This window comes from Erythrobacter sp. JB3-1, assembly GCF_057364995.1.
This window is the reverse complement of the sequence record NZ_CP200289.1, coordinates 2,452,162-2,468,142: the sequence shown is the minus strand read 5'-3', so window position 1 is coordinate 2,468,142 and position 15,981 is coordinate 2,452,162. Positions and strand designations below refer to the sequence as shown.

Sequence of the window (15,981 nt, the reverse complement as noted above, 5' to 3'; positions counted from 1 at the left end):
CGTCATGGTCATCCCTGGAGGCGTGGCGCGAGAAGATTTTGAAACTTTATTCCGCATTTGAAAGGTAGACGATTATGAGCGACGCTCTGACACTGCCGGCCGAGGCACGCGAACGGGCAGGCAAGGGAGCCTCCCGTGCATTACGCCGCGAAGGCCGCATCCCCGCCGTTATTTACGGCGGCAAAGAAGAACCAACCACGATCCACATCGAAGAAAAAGAACTGGTCCGTCAGCTGATGACCGGCCAATTCATGAACTCGATCGTGAACATCGATGTTGATGGTAAGAGTGTCCGCACCCTGCCGAAGGACGTTGCCCTGCATCCGGTCACTGACCGTCCGACGCATGTCGACTTCCTGCGCCTTTCCAAGGATGCGAAAATCGAAGTCGCCATTCCGGTTATCTTCACCAATGAAGAAGAATCACCTGGCCTCAAGAAGGGCGGCGTTCTCAACGTGGTCCGTCACGAACTCGATCTGGTTTGCGAATCTGACAAGATCCCAAGCGAGATTGAAATCGATGTGACCGGCAAGGAAGTTGGCGATTCGATCCACATCAGCGAAGTGAAGCTGCCAACTGGTAGCGAGAGCGCGATCACCGATCGTGACTACACCATCGCAACGCTCGTCGCTCCATCCGCTCTCAAGAAATCAGAAAGCGCCGACGGCGAAGAAGCTGAGGGCGAAGAGACTGAAGCAACCGAAGGCGGCGAAGAAGCAGTCTGAAGGTGGCGAGGACAGCGGCGAGTAAATCGCACCGGTCCTTTACAGATGCAATCACCAAGGCGGCGGGCTGGGAAACCAGTCCGCCGTTTTGCGTTTTTGGTTTCCGCACATCATCCGATGTGCGATTTCCTCGCTCGTGCGACCTGAAGGTAGCGTCGCTGCGGGCGGGCGTGCGCCCTTGCGGTCGCTTGCGCGACCAAGCCGGAAAAAAAGCGTCAAGACGCTTGCTCCTACACAGATGGTTTGGAATGGTTCGATGCCTAAGGCCTCGCAAGGCCGACCGGCCGCCCCAGCTTATGCGATGAAAGCCAAGGCGGACGGATGTCCGCCGCCCGGCGCTTGAGGGCAAAAAAATCGAGGACATCGCACATCGGATGATGTGCGGAAAACTAAAACTCCTCGCCGCTTGAGGGGCAGGCGAAGCCTGCTAAAGGAAAACAATGCAGCTTTGGGTTGGACTTGGAAATCCCGGACCGAAATACACCATGCACCGGCACAATGTCGGCTTCATGGCATGCGATGTGCTGGCCGAAATGCATAGCTTTGGCCCCGTTCAAAAGAAGTTTCAGGGTTGGGTTCAAGAAGGGCGGATCGGATCGCAGCGCATTCTGCTGCTGAAGCCCGCTACCTTTATGAATGAGAGCGGCCGGAGCGTTGGCGAGGCCATGCGGTTCTACAAGCTGGAGCTCGACGCCCTCACTGTCTTTCATGACGAGCTCGACCTTGCGCCCTTTAAGGTGAAGGTGAAGCAAGGCGGCGGTACGGCTGGCCACAATGGCCTGCGCTCTATCGACAAGCATCTTGGCTCGGATTTCCGCCGCGTACGCTTGGGCATTGGTCATCCGGGCCACAAAGACCGCGTCTCCGGCTATGTGCTCGGCAACTACGCCAAGGCTGAACAAGACGACCTCGTCACGATGCTGGGCGCTGTCGGAGGCGAGGCGGAATGGCTCGCCAATGGTGATGAACCGCGTTTCATGAGCGAGATTGCGATGCGCCAGCAATGAGCAACCCTTACGAAGAGATGCGCAAAATGTCGGTTGCCGACATTTGCAAATCCGTCGGCGCTCAGGCCACGCTTTTTGTCGGCATCGGTTTGCTGCTGTGGTGGATATCAGATCGCCCGCTCACCGATTTTGTGACGGTCGATTTTCGGCAAATCGCTCTGGGAATTGGCTTAGGCTTGGCAATGATCGCCGTGGCTGTGGCCACCTTCCAAGGCTTGCCGCAGCTCGCCGAGAAGCTCACCCGGCTTCAGGCAAAGAACTTCGCGTTCCTCGAAAAGCGGCTTTCGATGCCGGTAATCATCTTCTTCTCGATCTGCGCGGGCGTGGGTGAGGAGGCGCTGTTTCGCGGCGGTTTGCAAACCCTGATGGGCGAATATGTGGCGCTCCCTCTCGCCGTCATATTCTCCAGTTTGATCTTCGCACTCATCCACTTTGCAAAGCCGCTGATCGCGGTCATAATTTTTGCAATTGGGGCGCTGTTCGGTGTCTTTTACATCTGGAGCGGCAGCCTGCTAGCCGTGATGATCGGCCACGCCCTTTATGACGTCTACGCCATCTGGTTCCTGCAAAAAGAAATGCACCGATTGAACCTGTTTGAGAAACCAGAAGACAAGGATTTGGCCGACCAAGAGCGCGCCGCTGACTAGGGTTCGAACCGCACAAATAATGCACAAAACGAATTCATTCAGGAACCCTGCCGCGCTGGCGCGTTGGTTAGATGAATTGGAGACCATATAATGACCCACGTTACTCGCCGATCATTGCTCGCCGGCGCCGCTGCAACCACCGCGCTCACCGCGACGGCCACACTCGCTCAAGACGACATGCTGACGGCCAAGCCCGATATGTCTGGCAAGAGCATCCTGATCACCGGCTGCTCAAGCGGTTTTGGTCGGTTGATGGCGGAGGATTTTGCGCGCCAAGGTGCGAAAATCTTTGCAACCATGCGCAACCTCCCTCGCACCGAGGCGGACGAGCTGCGTCAATTGGCCAAAGACGAAGAACTCGATCTGCATGTGATCGAAATTGACGTGACAGATGATGCCCAAGTCGCAGCTGGTGTTTCCGAAGCAGAGCGGATTGCTGGCGGCGCGCTCGACATTCTCGTCAACAACGCTGGAATTGGATACGCTGGCCCGATCGAACTGCAAGACATGCAGGCCACAAAGCTGATCTTTGACACCAATGTTTACGGCCCGCACCGCCTCGCCCGTGCGGCCCTGCCTGCCATGCGCAAGGCGAAGAGCGGAATCGTGTTCAACATCTCCTCGCAATTGGGACGCGTTATCGTGCCATCAGCGGGCCATTACTCCCCCACCAAGTTTGCGCTTGAGGCGATGAGTGAGGCCATGGCCTACGAACTGGTTCCGCACGGCGTTGAAGTCTGTGTGATTGAGCCAGGCGGGTATCCAACGAAGGTCTGGGTAAACCGCAATCAGCTCGCTGCGGAATTGAAGGACCGCCTCACCGACGATCAACGCGCAGCATATCCGCAATTGGTCGGACGCATGGGCGAAGAGGACGGTTCACGGCGCAGCGCCGATCCCATGGACGTACCAAACGCGATTGCAGAGATTATCGCTATGCCCGCTGGCACGCGCCCCTTGCGCAAAGAAGTGCATCCCGGTTCTAAGCCGCAAATCGCGATCAACAATGTCGCGGCAGAGGTTCAGGTCGGCTGGCTTGGCGGATCACCCTTTGGCCCATGGATCAAGGCGGTTCACAACGTTTGACCGCCATGCTCGCTGGGCTGGCAATAGGCGCGCCTGCCCGCTAAGGGAGCGCAAATTCCTTGACCTAAGCGAGAATTACAATGGGTTTCCAATGCGGGATCGTGGGGCTGCCGAATGTCGGCAAGTCGACCCTCTTCAACGCTCTTACTGAGACGCAGGCTGCGCAGGCGGCGAACTATCCGTTCTGCACGATTGAGCCCAATGTCGGCCAAGTCGCTGTGCCGGATGACCGTTTGGACAAGATCGCGGCAATCGCGAAGAGCGCCAAGGTCATCCCGACCCAGCTCGCCTTTGTCGACATTGCAGGCCTGGTGAAAGGCGCGAGCCAAGGCGAAGGATTGGGCAACCAATTCCTCGGCAATATTCGCGAAGTGGATGCGATTGTGCATGTGCTGCGCTGTTTTGAGGACGACGATATTCAGCACGTCGCCAACAAGGTTGACCCGATTGCGGACGCCGAAGTGGTTGAGACCGAGCTGATGCTGGCAGATCTTGAGAGCCTGGAAAAGCGGGTTGAGAACGCGAAACGCCGCGCAACCAGCGGAGACAAGGACGCAAAGGCGCTCGCCAGCGTTCTGGGCCAAGCGCTTGATCTGCTAAAAGATGGCAAGCCCGCGCGCCTGACCGAACCGAAGGATGACGAGGAAGCCGCGCTGTTTGAGCAAGCACAATTGCTCACCGCAAAGCCCGTGCTGTATGTTTGCAATGTCGCCGAAGACGAAGCGTCCAGCGGCAATGACCTGTCCGCCGCTGTTTTCGCCAAGGCCGAGGCTGAAGGCGCGCAAGCTGTCGTCGTCTCCGCCGCGATCGAGGCAGAACTCGTCGCAATGCCGATAGAAGACCGCAGCGAATATCTCACCGAGCTGGGCCTGGAAGAAAGCGGCCTCGCCCGCGTCATTCGCGCTGGCTACACGCTGCTTGGCCTGCAAACCTTCTTTACCGCCGGGCCAAAAGAGTCGCGCGCATGGACCTTCCCATCCGGCGCAAAAGCCCCGCAGGCCGCCGGTGAAATCCACACAGATTTTGAGAAGGGCTTCATCCGCGCGGAAACCATCGCCTACGACGACTACATCGCCCTAAACGGCGAAGCAGGCGCGAAAGAAGCGGGCAAAATGCGCCAAGAAGGCAAGGATTACGACGTGCAGGATGGCGACATCATGCTGTTTAAGTTTAACGTTTGAGTGAGCGCCTTACTTCATTCAATACGGTGATAGTTTTGGCGATTCAATTCTGGGCAGTTAAATTTTGGCCAGATTGCACATCAAATCTATTTACGTCATACGTACGGATATATTGACAATGCGCTTGAGTTCTCTATATGTTCTCATAGGAGATTGTGAATGGCTTCCTCAATAATGCAGGTTGCTCGCACCTTGGGCCAGCTAAGCGGTTGGTCTTTAAGCAACCTAGAAATGCAAAAGATGGGGTACATAGCCGAGATGCTTAATCTCGGTCGAAGCGGCATGCCTCTTATCCTAGAAGATTGGCAAGCTTGGGATTACGGACCGGTGCAACCAGAACTGTATCACCGAGCTAAAGCGTATGGGAACGGCCCGGTTCGCGACATTTTTGCGGCTCCAGCCTTGGCTCCTGAATCACAAGGCTTCAAATCCGTCCAAGACGCTTACGCTCTAATGCGTGGTATGCGTCCCGGACAAATGGTCAACGTAACGCATCGCGAAGGCGGTGCTTGGGCAAGTAATTATAAGACGGGGCATAAAGGTGTCATCATCCCAAAACAACAAATCCAAGAAGAGTACGGCACACTCATCAACGACGCCTGCTAAAACTGAACCATCTTTTAGAAACGGCGGCGAAGAAGCTCCTGAAGATCAGGCCTTGGCAAATTTGCAAGCGGAAGTTCAGCAGTTGCGTGATGATCGCAACGAAGATCGTTTCATATATGCCATTGTCATAATTATTCTTATGAATGTGTTGTTTTTCTCGATCGTCGACAACTGGGCTGGAATTTTGGTGATCGGGATTATAGAACTTGTTGGGATCGCCGTACTTGCTCGAAGGCTTGGCATTGAGGAAGTTCGAGAAATCATATCAAAGTTCCTCGATCGTACAGCAGATCACATCGTTCCAGAGAACCGAAAAGGCTAGTAAATCAACACGAGAATAACCGCCGATCCCAAATTGCACCCTCAATGCCGCCCAAACAGCTTCTCGACATCTTCCATATCGAGCTTCACCCAAGTTGGGCGGCCGTGGTTGCATTGGCCTGAGCGCGGGGTGGCCTCCATCTCGCGCAGCAGGGCATTCATCTCTGGCACGGATAGCACCCGCCCTGCCCGCACTGATCCGTGGCAGGCCATGGTCGCCAGCACATATTCGAGCCTTTCGGACAGCAGCAGCGCGCCTGCGTCCTTATCAACGCCGTGTTTCGCAATATCATCGGCCAGATCGCGCAGCAGCTTGTCTGAGTTTGCGCCGCCCAGCGCATGTGGGATTGAGCGGACCAACATCGCCGACGGGCCAAAGCGCTCAATCGCTAGGCCGAAGCGCGCGAAGCCTTCCGCCGCGGCTTCCAGCCGGTCGCAATCCACCTCGTCGAGCTCGACCACATCGGGCACCAGCAAAGCCTGCGCGCGGGCGGTTGCCTCCCCTGCCCCGGCGGCCCTCAGCCGCTCGAGAACCAGCCGCTCATGCGCGGCGTGTTGATCGACCAGCACCAGCCCATCTTTGCTCTCCGCCACGATGTAAGTGTTGGCGACTTGCCCGCGCGCGATGCCGAGCGGATATTCACGCTCTTCCTCGTCAATCGGCGCGGCCTCATGCGCGCGGCCGGTCGGTAGCGCTTCTGCACCGCTTTCAAGAACCTGTGCCTGCCAATCGGGTAGGCGCGGTTCCGACACGCGGTGCTGCGACCTGGAGCTGGAGGGCGTCCAATCGCGACCTTCGAAAATCGAACGAAGGGCCGGTTTCGGCTCTGGCGCAATCGGTTCCGCCTGCCAGCGCTCCATCGCCGCTCGGTCTGGCCCTTGCGCGCTGCGCCGGTCACCTGTTGCCAAAGCCTGACGGAGGCCGGAGACGATAAATCCGCGCACCGCCGACGCGTCGCGGAATCGAACCTCAGTCTTCGCCGGGTGGACGTTCACATCCACTTCCTCTGGCGGCAGGTCCAGGAACAGCGCCAGCACAGCGTGGCGATCACGCGCCAGCATATCAGAATAGGCACCGCGCACCGCGCCGACCAGCAGGCGGTCCTTCACCGGGCGGCCATTCACAAACAGATATTGATGATCGGCGACACCGCGGTTGTAGGTCGGCAATCCCGCAAGCCCGGTCAGGCGCATCATGCCGCCCGGCGTCTCGCGCGTAAGATCAATCGCAACCGCATTGTCCTTAAGCTCGCGCGCGACAATCTGCGCAACACGGTCGGCCAGCGGCTCATCCGTTTGGGTCGCCAGCACGCGGCGGTCCTTGCCATTGGCGCTTTGCTCCAGGGTAAAGGCGATGTCAGGCCGCGCCATGGCGAGGCGGCGCACCACATCTAGGCAAGCGATATACTCGCTGCGCGCGGTGCGCAGGAATTTGCGCCGCGCCGGAACCCTGGCAAACAGCCGCTCCACGCGAACTCGCGTACCCGGCGGCAAAGCAGCAGGCGCATCTTCGATCAACTCACCATGATCGACCACGCGCCGCCAGCCGCTATCCGCATCATGCGGTCGGCTTTCCAAAGTTAGCTTTGCAACACTGGCAATCGAGGGCAGCGCCTCCCCGCGAAAGCCTAGGGTTGCGACCTGTTCAATCGCGTCATCCGGCAGTTTAGAGGTCGCGTGGCGTTCGAGCGCCAACTCCATGCCTTCTGGATCCATGCCGCATCCATCATCGGTGACCTCAAACCGGGTCAGCCCGCCATCCGTTAACCTGATAGCGATTCGCGACGAACCGGCATCCATCGCGTTCTCAACCAGCTCTTTTAACGCCGCCGCAGGCCGTTCCACCACTTCACCAGCAGCGATGCGGTTAACAAGATCGCTAGGAAGGCGACGGATACGGGGCTTATTTTGGGGCATTTGTCGCATCTTAGCCGCCACACGCCGCAATTTCGAGAGCTCCGGGGAAAATGTGCCCCGCTGTCGACAAATATTTTGGCGTTTTTGCGAGGGATTCGCTAGGCGGTTGAGGTGTTGTCATTATTGGGTGCAAATGGTCGCAGGGGGTCTGCGGGATTTGCCTCCAAATCCACGGAAAAACGATAAAAATGAGCTTTCTTTCCAACCTGTTCAAATTCGGCTCCCAAAACATGGCGATTGACTTGGGCACCGCGAACACCCTGGTCTATGTTCAAGACCAGGGCATCGTCCTCAACGAACCGTCAGTGGTTGCCATTGAGACGATCAACGGGATCAAGCGCGTCAAGGCCGTGGGCGATGATGCGAAGATGATGATGGGCAAGACGCCTGACAGCATTGAGGCCATCCGCCCTCTGCGCGACGGCGTGATCGCCGACATCGAAATCGCCGAGGAAATGATCAAGCACTTCATTCGCAAAGTGCATGGGAAGCGCAATCTGTTCCGCTATCCCGAGATTGTGATTTGTGTGCCATCGGGCTCGACATCGGTAGAACGCCGCGCGATCCGCGATGCGGCCTCCAACGCTGGCGCATCTGAGGTGCATCTGATTCTGGAGCCGATGGCGGCGGCAATTGGTGCAGACATGCCAGTGACCGAACCTGTTGGCAGCATGGTGGTCGATATCGGCGGCGGCACCACAGAGGTTGCCGTGCTTTCACTGCGCGGCCTGGCCTACACCACCTCGGTTCGCACCGGCGGCGATAAGATGGACGAAGCCATCGTCTCTTACGTTCGCCGGCACCACAACCTGCTGATCGGTGATGCGACGGCAGAGCGGATCAAGAAGGATTACGGCATCGCAGTCACACCCGACGATGGCGTTGGCGAGAGCATCGTGATCAAGGGCCGTGACCTTGTGAACGGCGTGCCGAAAGAAATCACCATCAACCAAGCACATGTAGCAGAGGCATTGTCTGAGCCGATTGGTGCGATTGTCGAAGGCGTGCGGATTGCGCTGGAAAACACCGCACCAGAATTGGCCGCAGACATTGTCGATCAAGGCATCGTGCTTACCGGCGGCGGTGCGCTTATCCGCCGCTTGGACGAGCATCTTCGCGAAGAAACGGGCCTGCCTGTCTCTATCGCAGAAGACCCGCTGACTTGCGTCGCCGTTGGTACAGGTCGGGCGATGGAAGATCCGATCTATCGCGGCGTGCTGATGACCGCCTAATCAGGCAGAAGGGGAGAAACAGGCATGGCGCCGAATTCATCCCGGCGCTCGGGCCATTCGCGCAGGGCACAATATTCGGTCTTTACCGGCTATCTCCTCGCAGGGATTGGCGCGCTGATTGGCGCGGGCCTGCTCGTCATCTCCTATTGGCAACCCAGCGCCTTTTCTGACCTGCGCGGCGCGGCGACCGACGTTGCGGCCCCGGCCGGCGAAGGCGCGGCTATGGTGCGCAGCGGCAGCGACAGTTTCTGGGACAGGATCACCGCATATTATCAGGCAGGGCAGCAAAACGCGGCCCTACGCGAAGAAGTAGAGATCGCGCGCATCCGCTTGGCGGAAGCCGACGCCGTCGAGCAAGAGAACATCCGCCTTAAGGGATTGCTCGGCCTGTCAGTGACGGAAACCAAACCCGTCGCCGTCGCGCGGCTTGTCGGATCAAGCTCCACCAGCAGCCGCCGCTTCGCTTATCTTGGCGCCGGCCGCAATGATGGCGTCGAGATTGGGATGTCCGTGCGCAGCGCCAGAGGCGTCGTCGGGCGCGTACTGGAAGTCTCGCGCAGCAGCTCGCGCATATTGCTGCTGACCGACAGCGAGAGTGTTTTGCCCGTGCGGCGGGCCACCGATGAAACGGTTGCGTTTGCGGAAGGGCGCGGAGACGGACTGCTTCGGATCCGTCTGATCAATCTGGGCGTCAATCCATTGGAGGTTGGCGATATCTTCCTGACTAGCGGCGCAGGGGGATATTACCGCCCCGGCGTTGCGGTCGCGATCCTGAGCGAGAAAACCAATGACGGTGGCATTGCCCGTCTGATCGCAGACCCATCCGCCACCGACTTCGTATCGGTCGAACCGCTGTGGCAGCCCGAAGCGGTGGAAAGTGCGGACACTCCGATAGAGCTGGAGCTAGCGGAGTAATGGAACGCTACAGCCCGGCGGCGAGATCAGACAGATATGGTAGCCGGATCAACCGCACGCAGTCGCCCCTGCGCGCCAGCATTGTACCCTATGCCTCAATCCTGATCGGCTCGCTGGTGCCATTCGTCCTGCTGGCCGATGTGATGCCGCTCGCCCCGCCAATCGGCTTTATCGTGCTGATTGCTTGGCGGATCATGCGCCCCGGACTTCTGCCGCTCTGGGTCGGCGTGCCGCTGGGCGCATTCGATGATCTGTTCAGCGGACAGCCGTTCGGCAGCGCCGTGTTGCTATGGTCGCTCGCCATGATTGCGCTCGAAATGATCGAAACCCGTTTCCCATGGCGCGGGTTTTGGCAGGACTGGTTCAGCGCGGGTTTAGCCATCATTCTGTATATCTTTGCGGCGATGGCAGTGTCCGGCGCTGCCCCTACGATCCACCAACTTATTGCTGCGGTGCCGCAAGTCTTGCTGTCTGTCCTGCTCTATCCGATAATATCCCGAATGGTTGCTTGGCTCGATAGATACCGGCTCTCGCGTTCGCGGAGGATTGGCTGATGGCGAAGCGTCGCCGCAACCAACCGATTGTCAGCGCCTCCACCCTTAAGAACACGTTCGACCGGCGCAGTATGGTGGTGGGCTCGATCCAGGGCGGGATCGGCGTCCTGCTGGCTGCGCGCATGGGCTATCTCGCGATTGCCGAGAATGAAAAGTACCGGCTTGAGTCAGAAAGCAACCGCGTCAACCTCACCCTGATCCCGCCGCGCCGCGGGTGGATCCTGGATCGGAATGGCGCGCCGCTTGCTTCTAACCGAGCAGACTTTCGGGTCGATTTGATCCCAGACAGGCTGGTCGATGCCGATGCGACAATTGATGAAATTGGCGCCCTGCTCTCGCTCTCCCCAGCGCGGATCGCAGACGTTAAGCAGAAAGTCGCAGCGGTCAGCGGGTTTCAGCCGGTCGAGGTCGCCAGCGGTCTCGACTACGAGCAATTCGCCGCGCTCAGCGTCCGCCTGCCAGATATGCAGGGCGTGGTGCCCCAACGCGGTTTCTCTCGGTTCTACCCGACCGGGCCAAGCGTCGGGCATTTGATCGGCTATGTTGGCCCCGCCAATGCCGAGGAATATGACGAGGAAGAGCGCAATCCGCTGCTGATCACGCCGGGCTATAAAATCGGCAAAGACGGGCTGGAAAAACGGTTCGAGCAGGAATTGCGCGGAGAACCTGGCGCTCGCCGGGTTGAAGTGACCGCATCCGGCCGGATTATCCGCGACCTCGATACGCGGGAGGACGTTCAAGGTCAGCCGGTGCGTCTTACCATTGATGGCCCGCTACAAGATTATGCCGCGCGCCGCATTGGTCTGGAATCTGGTTCTGTCGTGGTGATGGATTGTGCAACCGGTGATCTACTCTGCATGGCCAGCATGCCCAGCTTTGACCCGAACAGCTTTTCTGACGGCATTGGCAGCGTTGAATATGCGATGCTGCGCGAGGATGCGCGCATTCCTCTGCGCAACAAGGTTCTAAAGGGACTCTACCCACCTGGCTCCACGGTAAAACCGATGCACTGCATGGCTTTCCTGAAGGCGGGTATCAGTCCCGATGAAGCGATCACTTGCGCAGGTGGTCGGCGAATCGGCAATCGCTTTTTCAATTGCTGGAGCAATCACGGCCGGGTCGATATGGCCAAGGCGATCTATCAAAGCTGCGACAGCTATTTCTATCATTTCGCGCAGCTGATCGGCTTCGATAAAGTGGCAGAGATGGCCAAGCTCACCGGTATGGGAGAGGAATTCCCCCTCCCCGTCACCAGCCAATTTTACGGCACTGTCCCCAATGCGGAGTGGAAGCGGAACAAGTTTGATCGCGCTTGGGAGCCGTTCGACACGGTCAACGCCTCCATTGGTCAGGGCTATTATCTCGCCAGCCCACTGCAACTCGCGGTCAGTTCCGCCCGGCTCGCAACCGGCCGTCATGTGATGCCGCGCCTCACGATGGATGCGGCGCCCAAAGGCTTTGACCAAGTCGACTTTCCCGACGAGCACGTCCGCTATGTGCGTCAGGCGATGAGCGATGTTGTGAACGGCCCTGGGACCGCTGGACGCGGGCGTTTGCCGTTTCAAGATATCAAAATGGCGGGCAAAACCGGGACCGCGCAGGTGGTCTCGCTTAGCGTATCTGATGGCCGGTCCGGCCCATGGAAGTACCGCGATCACGGCCTGTTCACCTTCTTCGCACCGTTCGACAATCCGCGCTATGCTGGCGCAGTGGTGATTGAGCATGGCGGCGGCTCAGGCGCAGCCTACCCAATTGCGCGCGACGTTATGACCTTCATGTTCGACCCGGCTAAGGGCTTGGAAAAGCTCAACGCTCTGGAGAGGCAATGGGGCGGCACCGCGCAGCAGCGGCTCAATAACAAATACGCCCGCTACGCCGCAGAGCGCGGTGAAGCCGTCGTGGCGGCCCCGCGCCGCGATGAAGACATCTTTGATCAGGTAGAGGCCGAGGCCCGCGTCGCTGCGCAGCAATCTGAAGAGATCGCTGAAGATTTCGTGGCACCGCGTGAGGAGGCCACTCCGCGCGGCGCGCCAACGCCTACTCCGAACCAGACCCTAAGTCCAACGGCTCCCAATGCCCCACGCTCCACGCCGGCAGGTACACCATGAGCCGCGCCGGTAGCATCGTTCCAGAGCCCATCGCGCGTCAGCCGTGGGCGATGCTGATCCCTCTATTTCTACTCGTCTTGTTCGGCGCAGCTGTGCTGTATTCTGCCGCTGGCGGCTCGATGCAGCCATTCGCAAGCTCGCACCTGATCCGCTTTTCAGTCTTCCTCGTGATGGCGTCGATCATCGCCTCTTTGCCGCGCGAATTCGTGAAGTTCATGACCTATCCCGCCTACATCGGGGTCTTGCTGCTGCTGATCGCGGTTGAGGTGATTGGCCAAGTCGGGGGCGGCAGCCAGCGCTGGATCGACTTTGGATTTATGGTGCTTCAACCATCCGAGCTGATGAAACCGGTCATCGTTCTGGTGCTTGCTCGCTTCTACGCATCCTTGCCTGTGGGCCTGATTACGGATTGGCGAGCGATCCTGATCCCCGGCGCTTTGATCGCTGTGCCGATGGCTTTCGTGCTGCTCCAACCAGACCTGGGCACTTCGCTGGCGATCGCCTTTGGAGGCGCGGTTGTCATGTTGCTCGCTGGCCTCCCCTTACGGTGGTTCATTGGTGGCGGCATCCTGGCCGCAATCGCAGCCCCGCTCGCATTCTTCTTTGGCTTGCAAGACTATCAGCAGCGCCGCGTCATGACCCTGTTCGATCCGGAAAGCGATCCGTTGGGCGCGGGCTATCACATCGCTCAGTCCAAGATCGCCATCGGTTCGGGGGGCATTGTTGGCAAAGGCTTCAACAATGGCTCGCAAAGCCATCTGCAATATCTGCCGGAGCCACACACCGACTTTGTCTTTGCAACAATGGCGGAGGAATGGGGCCTTATCGGCGGCATCTTCGTGATCGGGATCTTCGCGATCATCCTGCGCTGGGGCACGCGCGTCGCGCTGACTTCGCGAGACCGTTTCTCTAGCTTAGTGGCCGCCGGAATGGTTGCGACCATCTTCTTCTACATCGCTGTCAATCTGATGATGGTGATGGGCATGGCGCCGGTGGTGGGCATCCCCTTACCCTTCATGAGCCATGGCGGATCATCGATGATGACAAACATGATCTGTATCGGTGCACTGATGATGGTCAACCGCTGGAACAGAAACGCCCCGCGCGGCGGCCTAGAGAACTGAGCCTAAGCTAGATCTTGATCAGGCCGAGTTTCAACGCCTTCACGGTCGCTCCGACCCGGTCAGACACGCCCAGTTTTTCATATGTCCGCTTTGAATAGGTCTTCACCGTTTCTGGCGACAGATTGAGTATGGTCGCAATCACGCCAATGGACTTCCCGCGCGCGACCCATCCCAGTACCTCTTTTTCGCGATCAGACAGCTCTGGAGCGGCATGGGTATTGTCGATCAGCACGCACACTCTTTGGTGCGCGGCTTGGGCAACGCTACGAACTGTGCCCAAGACTGCATCATCCACTTCGGAGACCGGGCGACCAAAGTCGTAACAAGCATAGGAATTGCGGCCTCGCGGACCGAACAAGGGAATGCCAAAGCCATGCACCAACCCCTCCTTCTTTAGCTCTTCAAAGTACTGCAGATTAGCAGGAGTGTTCTCACCGATCTCCATTGCCTCAGCCCATGTCAGCATCGCACCGTGCTCCAGCGTTCTGCTCGGAATAGGGTCCGACAGTCTGAATTCTGACTGGTCATAACGCTCTAACCATTCGCGGCTAAATCCATGCGAATACACGATCGTGCCAATGGAATTGGGTTCTTCGAAAATGGGAGAAAAGTGATAACTCTGCCGTATCACGCCGTGGTTAGATTGAATTTGCCGACCGAAATGCAAGAGCTCACTGAGATCTTCAAATTGCTCTATTTTTGCAAAGTATCGCTGCATATCTTGGTACAGTGTAACACATGTCCCCCAATCAGGCGACTTATGCCTTGCGGTCATTAACCCTAAAGCAAAACTGTAAGCATCTGCGCTTCGGCCCTCGGGTCGCACCAAGCCGAACCTCCCACGCAGATAGGTTTGCATCCAAAGCCCTCCTGATTGGCCTGCGTGCGGCGCGGGCCAATCATGGGGCATAGTGGTTTTTTGATCTAAGGAGTTCGCTATGCGAGTGCGCATGCGCGATCGCTTTGTCCGCGCGCTCCCATTTCGGAGCCGCTCAGGCGACGCGGCATCAAATATCGGTCTCGCCGACGCGCATAGCGCGTTAGAGGTTGCCGCTGTCGCTGCCCTATTGGGCGGTGTCTACAGCCGTGAGTGTGCCGGACAATCAACCAGCCTGCGTCAGGTTCACCGCGTCGCAGGACTAACCCAAAGCGCAGCCCTAAACCTTGTCGCGCGTCTTCAGGATGATGGCATGATCACGATCATCTCGGCGCTTCACGATGAGTTTGAATCCAGAATTGAGCTCACGGAAAAAGCAAAGCGCAAGTTATCGCAATTGACCGAGGCACCCAAAACACCTTCCAATCGCCGATAAGCGCGCTATACGCAGCGCCTTCGCCGAATCGGCATGGCCCAACTGGGGCCTTCGAGCCTCGGCAGACCGGCAGCATCGATAATGATCGAAGCGGCCAGATGGACGCATAGCTCAGTTGGTAGAGCAGCTGACTCTTAATCAGCGGGTCCTAGGTTCGAACCCTAGTGCGTCCACCATTTCTAAAACAATAACTTACGCACTGGTTTGGCTGCAACCTCAGCCTTCATAATTCGAGCCAGTAAGCACATAGTAAGCACGAAGCGTCACACCTAAGTGCTACATAATGTAAATGTGGACTCTGAGACGAATATCAGGAACAAGATCAGCCGGGGTAAATTTACAGCGGTGTTTCTTGTTCAATGTCTGACAGCAATAGGGTGCGAAACTATACGCTTGGATTTCTAGTAGGCGCGATACTCGCTGGAGTTGTTGGCTTTTCGCTCTGGTCTGACGCAACAACTTCAGAGCAACAAATTCGCCTCCAAGCACAAGAACATGCTGAGCAATATGCAGATACCGCCCGCATAAGCGTTGAATGCGAAACCGCCGGTGTCGTTACGGCTAGCGAGAACAATTGCATAACCACTGAACAAGAGGCCGCAAACGAAGCCGAACGCGGTGCATATGATCTCGAAGCTCAGCAAATCATGGCCAACTGGACGCGGGTTATGGGGAAGGCCGCGATAGTTGGGATGGGTGTTGGAATCCTCGGCCTGTTTCTGATTTTCGTGACCTTTTGGGAAACTCGGAAGACCGCCTCTTATGCGAGAGCCCAGCTTGATGCTTTTCACAAAGCGGAAGGTGGAAAAGTTGCTGTTGAGCCAGAGTTTGCCGAAGGTGCTGTTGGAATAGTGCTGAAGGGAATAGGTAAAAGCCCTTGCGTAGTGGTCTACGCAGACTTCAAGATTGAAGAGCTGACAAAACAGAATCTGGATTCGCAAGAGCCTATTGCAATCAATCTGTCCGATCACCCGTTTCGGGGCCCCACTGCCGTTGGAGAGAGCAATCAGTTCCGCCTGCCCAAACAAAAGATTGGACTTTTCGAAATTGGCCTGCGGGTTGTCGGAGGCGTTATTTACACCGACATCTTTGGTGAGGTGCACGCCGGAGCCATTGGCTATGATCTGGTCTACGGAGAGCCCCCTTTCGTATCCAGTCAAAGAGACATGAGCCTTTGGAATGAACTCAGAGATCGCATTGCCCGAGGTGAAAAAGTGGCACCAAAAGCAAAACAATAATTTCAGT

At 57.7% G+C, this 15,981-nt stretch carries 17 protein-coding genes and 1 tRNA gene; 16 read left to right on the top strand and 2 right to left on the bottom strand.

What is annotated here, in order from left to right; all coding sequences use genetic code 11:
* The first annotated feature begins 74 nt into the window (after nucleotides 1–74).
* The 7 genes from AC0V6M_RS11700 (at nucleotide 75) to AC0V6M_RS11670 (ending at nucleotide 5,574) form a co-directional block, all read left to right on the top strand.
* Nucleotides 75–725, top strand: a complete 651-nt coding sequence (locus AC0V6M_RS11700) for a 50S ribosomal protein L25/general stress protein Ctc (protein ID WP_486138983.1) — start codon at nucleotides 75–77, stop codon at nucleotides 723–725.
* 440 nt (nucleotides 726–1,165) lie between these two features.
* Nucleotides 1,166–1,732 carry an aminoacyl-tRNA hydrolase gene (gene pth, locus AC0V6M_RS11695; protein WP_486138982.1) on the top strand — a complete coding sequence of 189 codons (567 nt, stop codon included), beginning with the start codon at nucleotides 1,166–1,168 and terminating at the stop codon, nucleotides 1,730–1,732.
* Complete coding sequence (locus tag AC0V6M_RS11690) at nucleotides 1,729–2,379, top strand: CPBP family intramembrane glutamic endopeptidase (RefSeq protein ID WP_486138981.1); 651 nt, start codon at nucleotides 1,729–1,731, stop codon at nucleotides 2,377–2,379. The genes pth and AC0V6M_RS11690 overlap by 4 nt, the downstream gene beginning before the upstream one ends.
* Nucleotides 2,380–2,469: 90 nt before the next feature.
* Complete coding sequence (locus tag AC0V6M_RS11685; protein WP_486138980.1) at nucleotides 2,470–3,465, top strand: SDR family oxidoreductase; 996 nt, start codon at nucleotides 2,470–2,472, stop codon at nucleotides 3,463–3,465.
* Between the two features lie 80 nt (nucleotides 3,466–3,545).
* Nucleotides 3,546–4,646, top strand: a complete 1,101-nt coding sequence (gene ychF / locus AC0V6M_RS11680) for a redox-regulated ATPase YchF (protein WP_486138979.1) — start codon at nucleotides 3,546–3,548, stop codon at nucleotides 4,644–4,646.
* Between the two features lie 231 nt (nucleotides 4,647–4,877).
* The gene (locus AC0V6M_RS11675; protein ID WP_486138978.1) at nucleotides 4,878–5,252 is read left to right on the top strand and encodes a Panacea domain-containing protein; all 375 of its coding nucleotides are present in this window, start codon (nucleotides 4,878–4,880) and stop codon (nucleotides 5,250–5,252) included.
* A complete protein-coding gene (locus AC0V6M_RS11670; protein WP_486138977.1) occupies nucleotides 5,188–5,574 on the top strand; it encodes a hypothetical protein in 387 nt (128 codons plus the stop codon). Before AC0V6M_RS11675 ends, AC0V6M_RS11670 begins: the two co-directional genes overlap by 65 nt.
* 41 nt (nucleotides 5,575–5,615) lie before the next feature.
* On the opposite strand, the gene mutL is transcribed toward AC0V6M_RS11670, so the two are convergent.
* Nucleotides 5,616–7,490, bottom strand: a complete 1,875-nt coding sequence (gene mutL, locus AC0V6M_RS11665; protein WP_486138976.1) for a DNA mismatch repair endonuclease MutL — start codon at nucleotides 7,488–7,490, stop codon at nucleotides 5,616–5,618.
* Between the two features lie 188 nt (nucleotides 7,491–7,678).
* Between mutL and AC0V6M_RS11660 the strand changes: the two genes are divergently transcribed.
* From AC0V6M_RS11660 to rodA, 5 genes are read left to right on the top strand one after another with little or no spacing between them, the layout of a single operon-like run.
* Nucleotides 7,679–8,722, top strand: coding sequence for a rod shape-determining protein (locus tag AC0V6M_RS11660; RefSeq protein ID WP_486138975.1), 1,044 nt, complete (start codon nucleotides 7,679–7,681; stop codon nucleotides 8,720–8,722).
* A gap of 24 nt (nucleotides 8,723–8,746) precedes the next feature.
* Nucleotides 8,747–9,637 carry a rod shape-determining protein MreC gene (locus AC0V6M_RS11655; protein WP_486138974.1) on the top strand — a complete coding sequence of 297 codons (891 nt, stop codon included), beginning with the start codon at nucleotides 8,747–8,749 and terminating at the stop codon, nucleotides 9,635–9,637.
* Complete coding sequence (locus AC0V6M_RS11650; protein WP_486138973.1) at nucleotides 9,637–10,191, top strand: rod shape-determining protein MreD; 555 nt, start codon at nucleotides 9,637–9,639, stop codon at nucleotides 10,189–10,191. Before AC0V6M_RS11655 ends, AC0V6M_RS11650 begins: the two co-directional genes overlap by 1 nt.
* Complete coding sequence (gene mrdA, locus AC0V6M_RS11645) at nucleotides 10,191–12,299, top strand: penicillin-binding protein 2 (protein WP_486138972.1); 2,109 nt, start codon at nucleotides 10,191–10,193, stop codon at nucleotides 12,297–12,299. The genes AC0V6M_RS11650 and mrdA overlap by 1 nt, the downstream gene beginning before the upstream one ends.
* Nucleotides 12,296–13,423 carry a rod shape-determining protein RodA gene (gene rodA / locus AC0V6M_RS11640; protein WP_486138971.1) on the top strand — a complete coding sequence of 376 codons (1,128 nt, stop codon included), beginning with the start codon at nucleotides 12,296–12,298 and terminating at the stop codon, nucleotides 13,421–13,423. Before mrdA ends, rodA begins: the two co-directional genes overlap by 4 nt.
* Before the next feature lie 7 nt (nucleotides 13,424–13,430).
* Here rodA and AC0V6M_RS11635 read toward each other — a convergent pair whose 3' ends face one another.
* Nucleotides 13,431–14,141: a helix-turn-helix transcriptional regulator gene (locus tag AC0V6M_RS11635; RefSeq protein WP_486139627.1), complete on the bottom strand. Its 711-nt coding sequence runs from the start codon at nucleotides 14,139–14,141 to the stop codon at nucleotides 13,431–13,433.
* A 232-nt stretch (nucleotides 14,142–14,373) separates the two neighbouring features.
* On the opposite strand from AC0V6M_RS11635, the gene AC0V6M_RS11630 reads away from it, so the two are divergent.
* The 4 genes from AC0V6M_RS11630 to AC0V6M_RS11615 all read left to right on the top strand — a co-directional run bounded on the left by AC0V6M_RS11630 (nucleotide 14,374) and on the right by AC0V6M_RS11615 (nucleotide 15,974).
* Nucleotides 14,374–14,736 carry a hypothetical protein gene (locus AC0V6M_RS11630; protein ID WP_486138970.1) on the top strand — a complete coding sequence of 121 codons (363 nt, stop codon included), beginning with the start codon at nucleotides 14,374–14,376 and terminating at the stop codon, nucleotides 14,734–14,736.
* Between the two features lie 100 nt (nucleotides 14,737–14,836).
* A tRNA-Lys gene (locus tag AC0V6M_RS11625) sits at nucleotides 14,837–14,912 on the top strand.
* A 97-nt stretch (nucleotides 14,913–15,009) separates the two neighbouring features.
* A complete protein-coding gene (locus AC0V6M_RS11620; protein ID WP_486138969.1) occupies nucleotides 15,010–15,141 on the top strand; it encodes a DUF6471 domain-containing protein in 132 nt (43 codons plus the stop codon).
* Nucleotides 15,096–15,974: a hypothetical protein gene (locus AC0V6M_RS11615; protein ID WP_486138968.1), complete on the top strand. Its 879-nt coding sequence runs from the start codon at nucleotides 15,096–15,098 to the stop codon at nucleotides 15,972–15,974. Before AC0V6M_RS11620 ends, AC0V6M_RS11615 begins: the two co-directional genes overlap by 46 nt.
* Nucleotides 15,975–15,981: the final 7 nt, after the last annotated feature.